This window comes from Methylobacterium sp. (assembly GCF_028290105.1).
Lineage (GTDB): Bacteria > Pseudomonadota > Alphaproteobacteria > Rhizobiales > Beijerinckiaceae > Methylobacterium.
Map to the genome: position 1 here is coordinate 1 of NZ_JAQGKL010000003.1, position 5,973 is coordinate 5,973.

Below are 5,973 nucleotides of genomic sequence, written 5' to 3' on the forward strand. Positions count from 1 at the left end.
CGCCGGATTGCCGATGAGCGCCGCGCCGAGATCCGCCAGCGCGAAGCGCCCGTCCGGCAGGATCGCCACGAGCTTCAGGGAGGCGGCTGCCTGCAGGAGGCGCAGGCCCGAATCGGGCGACAGGCCCATCCGGGCCGCGAGGAGATCGGCCGGAACGGGTCCATCCGCCAGCAGGCCGAAGAGGTCGAGGCGCACGCAGGCGAACAGGGTCTGCGAATAGGTGAAGCCCGCGCAGAGGTCGAACAGCGCGCGGGTGTTGGCCCGGGCGATGCGCCGGGTCAGCGGAAACCCGGCGGCCCAGCGCTGGAAGCGCGGGTCGGCGACGGTGCGGGCCCGGAAGGCGCGCCAGCGGGCGCGCCAGCCCCTGTCCGGTGCGGGGCGTCCGCTGCCGAGCGCGGCGCCCCAGGCCATCTCAGGCCAGTTCCCGGGCGAGGCTCGCCGGCAGGAACAGGCGCGTCTGCGCCTCGATCTCGGCCCGCAGCGTCTCGGCGCCGGGGCAGTCGGGGATCACCTCGATCGCCTCGCGCACGAGGCGCTTCAGGCGGGCGAGCGCGCCGCTCATGCCCAGGAGCGCGGCGGCGTTCGGCCGGCCGAGGGTGACGTCGCGGCCCACCGGCTTGCCGACCTCCTCCTGTCGGCAGGCGACGTCGCGCAGGTCGTCGGCCACCTGATAGGCCTCGCCGAGGCACTCCCCGAGGAGGCGCCAGGGCAGCGACGGCGCGCCGGCGGCGGCCGCCCCCGTCACCGTGGCGGCGGCGAACAGCGCCCCGGTCTTGGCCTGCTGATACTCGGTGAGCGCCACGGTGGGCTCGGATTCCCAGGCCTGGCCCGCGACGATTCCGGCGGGCGATCCGGCCGCGCGGGCGACCAGCCCCACCAGGGCGGCCAGCCGCTTCGGGTTGCGGGCCGCGCCCCGCGCCAGAGTCTCGAAAGCCGCGACGATCAGGGCGTCGCCGGCCAGCACCGCCAGGGGCTCGCCGAAGGCGGCGTGCACGGAAGGCTGCCCCCGCCGCAGAGGCGCATCGTCGAAGCAGGGCAGGTCGTCATGCACCAGGGAGCCGCAATGCAGGAGCTCGATCGCCACCGCCGCCGCGTCCGAGGCCAGGGGATCGTCGTCTCCGCAGGCGCGAGCCACCGAGAGGCAAAGGCGCGGGCGGATGCGATGTCCGCCCGGGAAAACCGCGTAGCGCAGGGCCTCGGCAAGGCGTGGCGGTGCGCCGGGGGCCTCCAGGTGCGCGACGGCGACATCCAGTGCCTGCTCGATGCGACGGTTGGCGTCCATGTGGCCATCCCTCCCCTGTCACTTGTTATTGCTGTTTTCAAGTGTCAATAATAATTGACACTCGTCAAGTGAGAACGGCATGGCTCGGCGAAGAGATTGAAGGAGGACGAATCCGTGAAGGTGGTTGTCATCGGCGCCGGGATCGGAGGGCTGGTCGCCGCCCTGCGGCTGGCCCATGCCGGGCTGGACGTCACGGTGCTGGAACAGGCTGCCCGTCCGGGCGGCAAGATGCGCAGCGTCGCGGTGGGTGATTCCGCCGTCGAGGCCGGCCCCACCGTCTTCACCATGCGCTGGGTGTTCGACGAGATCTTCTCGGAATGCGGCGCGGTGCTGTCCGACCATGTCGGTCTGCAGCCGGCCGCGATCCTCGCCCGCCATGCCTGGCGGCCGGGCGAGCGGCTCGATCTTTTCGCCGATCCGGAAGCTTCTGAGGCCGCGATCGCAAAATTCGCCGGGCCGCGCGAGCGGGACGGGTATCGCCGCTTCCGGGCTCGGGCCGCGGAGGTCTATGCTACCCTGGAGGCCCCCTTCATCCGGGGCGAGCGCCCGAGTCCCATCGATCTGACGCGCCGCGCCGGCCTTTTGGGCCTCGGCGACCTCTGGCGCATCCAGCCCTTCACGACCCTGTGGAGCGCGCTCGGCGACTACTTCTCCGATCCGCGTCTGCGTCAGCTCTTTGGCCGCTACGCCACCTATTGCGGCTCCTCGCCCTACGCGGCGCCCGCCACACTGATGCTGGTGGCCCATGTGGAGAGCCAGGGCGTCTGGCACGTGGCCGGGGGCCTGAGCCGCCTTGCGGGTGCCGTCGCGGAGCTCGCGGCGACCCGCGGCGCGCATCTGCGCTACGGCACGGCCGCGCACGGCATCGCCGTCTCGGGGGGGCGCGTGATCGGAGTCGACCTCGCCGACGGCGAGCGGGTGCCCGCCGACGCTGTGATCTGCAACGCCGATGCGGCGGCCCTGGCCGAGGGCCTGCTGGGGCGCGATGCCGCCCGTGCCGCCGAACCCGTCCCGGGCTCCGAACGCTCACTCTCGGCGGTGACGCTCTGCCTGAAGGCACGGGCCCACGGTTTCCCGCTCGAACGCCACAGCGTGTTCTTCTCCGCCGATTACGCGGCCGAGTTCGCACAGATCCGGCGCGGGCATCTGCCCGACGACCCCACGGTCTACGTTTGCGCGCAGGACCGGACCGACGCGAACCATTCGCCGGACGGGCCCGAGCGTCTGCTCTGCCTCGTCAACGCCCCTGCCCGCCCCTTCAGCCCTTCGGAGATCGAGACATGCGTGACCACGATGCGGCGGCGACTCAGCGCGAGCGGTCTCGATCTCTCGGAGACGGTGGAGCCGGTGACGACGCAGCCGGCGGATTTCGCACGATTGTTTCCGGGAACGGCGGGCGCCCTGTACGGCCGGGCCTCGCACGGCTGGATGGCGTCGTTCAAGCGGCCGGGGGCCCGCACGAAGATCCCGGGACTCTATCTGGCCGGGGGCAGCGTCCATCCGGGGCCGGGGGTGCCGATGGCGGCGCAATCGGGGCGGATCGCGGCGGACAGCCTGCTGCGGGACAGCAATGGCGCCCGCGCTTCGACACGCGGGTGGATCGCGACGGCTATGTCTGGTGGTACGTCGACGCCCTGAGCGATGACGGGCGCCAGGGCCTCACCATCATCGCCTTCATCGGCAGCGTGTTCTCGCCCTACTATGCCTGGGACCCGAAACGCGACCCGTTCGACCATTGCGCCGTCAACGTCGTGCTCTACGGGGAGCGCGCGAATCGCTTCTGCATGACCGAGCGCGGGCGCGCCTCCCTCAGCCGCGACGCCGACCACATCCGGATCGGCCCGAGCGGCCTCGACTGGGACGGGACCACGCTGACGATCCGCCTCGACGAGGTCACGGCGCCAATCCCGAGCCGGGTGCGCGGTACGGTGCGCCTGCGTCCGGCCGGATTCACGCCGGGTCCGCACCGCCTCGATGCGGCGGGCCAGCATCGCTGGTGGCCGATGGCGCCCTCCTCGCCGGTCGAGGTCGCGCTCACCGAGCCGGACCTGCACTGGAGCGGCACCGCCTATTTCGACACCAATCACGGCGACACGTCGCTCGAAGCCGCCTTCGCGGACTGGACCTGGTGCCGGGCCGACCTGCGGGACGGCGCCGCGATCCTCTACGACGTGCATCGGCGCGACGGCAGCCGCCAGAACCTCACCCTGTGCTTTGCCGCCGATGGGACCCCCCGCGAGATCGAGCCTCCGCCTGTCGCGTCCCTTCCCCCCACGCGCCTGTGGCGGATGCCGCGTGGCACCCGGAGCGACGACGCGCGTGCCCAGGTGCTGCGCACCTTCGAGGACACGCCGTTCTATGCCCGCTCGCACCTCGCCGCGACCCTGCGCGGCGAGGCGGTGCGGCCGGTCCACGAGAGCCTGTCACTGACGCGGTTCAGCAACCCCTTGGTGCGCTTGATGCTGCCGTTCCGGATGCCGCGCCGGACGCGCTGAGGCGCGATCAGGCGGGCGCGTCGGGGTCCCTGCCGCGCGCTGCGGCCTCGGCGCGGTCCCGCCGGATGCCGCGCTTCAGGACGACGAGCTGCCAGATCGCCAACCCCAAGGCGAGTGCGAAGACCAGCCCGATATCGAAGAACGCGAAGAGCGGGTCGGTCATGGACCGGCCGGCGCCGCCCCCTCGCGCTCCCGCAGGGCCTCGATGAGGTCGAGGACCCGGGCCGCCTGCCCGCCGACATCCCACCACGCTGCAGGCGCGGACACGGGGCGGTCGGCGACGGCGTCCACCAGAAAGGCGGTCTCGGCGAGGGGCGGGGCCGTCCGGTCGGATCGGCTGAAGGCCGGCACCAGGGCACGCGACAGGAGCGCGGCCTTGCGGCGTCCCGGGACGCGGGCGCGGCGCGAGAGCGGATCGAGGCCTCCGCGCTCGAGGTCGCGGCCGATTTCCGCGTAGATCAGGTGGGCGGCGCGGATGGCCGGCCGGCAATCCAGGGGAAGGCCGCCGACGCCCGGTTCGGAGCGACTGTAAAGGCCATCCGCCACGGCGAGGAGGCGGCGGATGACGCCTTGAAGCGCCGGGCTCAAGGCCGGATCGGCCAGGAACGCCTCCGGGTCGAGCCCCGCTTCCCGCATCCAGGCCAGGGGCAGGTAGAGCCGTCCGGCGCGGGCATCCTCCCCGACGTCGCGGGCGATGTTGGTGAACTGCATGGCGATGCCGAGGTCACAGGCCCGCGCGAGGTCCGGTCCATCGCGCACCCCCATCAAGACCGTCATCATCGCCCCGACGCTGCCAGCCACGCGCGCGGCGTAGGCGGTGAGATCGGACAGGGTCTCGTAGCGGAGTCCCCGCGCGTCCCAGGCCAGGCCCTCGATCAGGGCCGCCGGCAGGGCCTGCGGCAGGTGGTGGGCCGCGACCACGTCGGCCATCACCCGGTCGGCCGGGGCATCGCAGGGCGCCTCGGCGTAGATCCGGGCAAGTCGCGCGGCCAGACGCGCCAGGGCGGCGGGGCGGTCGCGCGCGGCGACATCGTCGATCGCGTCGTCGGAGAGGCGGCAGAAGGCGTAGAGCCCATAGGCCGGGCGCCGGACACGGGGCGGCAACAGGGCGGAGGCGGCAAAGAAGCTGCGCGAACCGGTGCGGATCGCGTCCCGACAGGCGGCGTGATCGGCGGCATCCGCGTGCGGCATCGCCCAGAGCGGCGGCCGCGCGGCCTCAAGCGTGGACACGAGCATCCGGCACCACCGTATCGAGGACCTTGGCCGAGGAGAGCACGCCGGGCAGACCCGCGCCCGGATGCGTGCCGGCGCCGACGAGGTAGAGGTTCTTGAAGGCCGACGACGCGTTGTGCGGCCGAAACCAGGCCGATTGCGTCAGCACCGGTTCCAGGCCGAAGCCGGAGCCGCGAAAGCTCAGGAAATCGCTCTCGAAATCCGCCGGGGTCGTGACGCGCGAGGTCAGGAGCGAGCCCTTCAGGCCCGGCATCACGGTCGCTTCCAGATGGTCCTCGATGGCCTGCCGGTAGGGCTCCGCCAAGGCCGACCAGTCCTGGCCACCGGCGAGGTTCGGCACCGGAGCCAGAACGTAGAAGCCATCGCAGCCGGGGGGTGCCAGGAGTGGGTCCGTCGCGGTCGGCCGATGCAGGTAGAGGCTGAAATCCGGCGCCAGCACTTTGCGCACGAAGATGTCCTCGATCAGCTCGCGGTAGCGCGGTCCCATCAGGATGGTGTGGTGGGCGATGTCGGGGAACTTCCGGTTCGTGCCGAAGTACCAGACGAACAGCCCCATCGAGGAATGCGAAGCCTTGAGTTTCGCCCGGCTCAAGGGGTGGCCCTCGTTCTTGAGCAGGGTCAGGTAGGTGTGGGCGGAATCGGCGTTGGAAACCACGATGTCGGCGGCGATCCGCGTGCCGTCCACTAGCGTCACGCCGGTGGCTCGCCCGTCCGTGACGGCGATGCGGGCGACTTCGGCGCCGCAGCGAACCGACCCGCCCTGCCCCGCGATGAGGTCCACCATGCCGTCGACCAGCCGGCCGGTGCCCCCCATGGCGAAGTGGACGCCCCAGCGGCGTTCCAGATGGGCTATCATGAAGTAGATCGCGCTCGCCCGGAAGGGCGAGCCGACGATGAGGAGCGGGTGGAATCTGAAAATCGTGCGCAGGCGCTCGTCGCGGATGTAGCGTGCCACGAGGTCGT

7 protein-coding genes are annotated in these 5,973 nt (G+C 72.0%); 2 read left to right on the forward strand and 5 right to left on the reverse strand.

Features of this window, described 5'->3' with window-relative positions; genetic code table 11:
• Together JWQ05_RS00155 and JWQ05_RS00160 are read right to left on the reverse strand one after the other, a co-directional pair.
• Positions 1-411: methyltransferase dimerization domain-containing protein (locus tag JWQ05_RS00155; RefSeq protein WP_299652645.1), on the reverse strand; the 411-nt coding region annotated here is incomplete at its 3' end.
• A gap of 1 nt (position 412) precedes the next feature.
• A complete protein-coding gene (locus JWQ05_RS00160) occupies positions 413-1,282 on the reverse strand; it encodes a polyprenyl synthetase family protein (RefSeq protein WP_299652648.1) in 870 nt (289 codons plus the stop codon).
• Between the two features lie 114 nt (positions 1,283-1,396).
• Here JWQ05_RS00160 and crtD point away from each other — a divergent pair, with 114 nt between their 5' ends.
• Positions 1,397-2,920 (forward strand): 1-hydroxycarotenoid 3,4-desaturase CrtD, encoded by a 1,524-nt coding sequence (crtD, locus tag JWQ05_RS00165; protein WP_299652651.1) that lies wholly within the window; start codon positions 1,397-1,399, stop codon positions 2,918-2,920.
• Entirely contained in the window at positions 2,878-3,777 is a 900-nt protein-coding gene (locus JWQ05_RS00170; protein ID WP_299652654.1) for a carotenoid 1,2-hydratase, read from the forward strand. The genes crtD and JWQ05_RS00170 overlap by 43 nt, the downstream gene beginning before the upstream one ends.
• Positions 3,778-3,784: 7 nt before the next feature.
• On the opposite strand, the gene JWQ05_RS00175 is transcribed toward JWQ05_RS00170, so the two are convergent.
• The 3 genes from JWQ05_RS00175 to crtI form a co-directional block, all read right to left on the reverse strand.
• Positions 3,785-3,940, reverse strand: a complete 156-nt coding sequence (locus JWQ05_RS00175; RefSeq protein WP_299652657.1) for a hypothetical protein — start codon at positions 3,938-3,940, stop codon at positions 3,785-3,787.
• On the reverse strand, positions 3,937-4,968 hold the full coding sequence (locus JWQ05_RS00180; RefSeq protein WP_299652663.1) for a phytoene/squalene synthase family protein: 1,032 nt from the start codon (positions 4,966-4,968) through the stop codon (positions 3,937-3,939). Before JWQ05_RS00180 ends, JWQ05_RS00175 begins: the two co-directional genes overlap by 4 nt.
• A 25-nt stretch (positions 4,969-4,993) precedes the next feature.
• Positions 4,994-5,973 (reverse strand): phytoene desaturase family protein (crtI, locus tag JWQ05_RS00185; protein WP_299652660.1); only part of this gene is annotated, 980 nt, incomplete at its 5' end.

Bases quoted from the DNA above. Each gene is read 5' to 3' on its own strand.
- JWQ05_RS00160 (WP_299652648.1), bottom strand. From the start codon at position 1,282: ATGGACGCCAACCGTCGCATCGAGCAGGCACTGGATGTCGCCGTCGCG.
- JWQ05_RS00175 (WP_299652657.1), bottom strand. From the start codon at position 3,940: ATGACCGACCCGCTCTTCGCGTTCTTCGATATCGGGCTGGTCTTCGCA.
- JWQ05_RS00180 (WP_299652663.1), bottom strand. From the start codon at position 4,968: ATGCCGCACGCGGATGCCGCCGATCACGCCGCCTGTCGGGACGCGATC.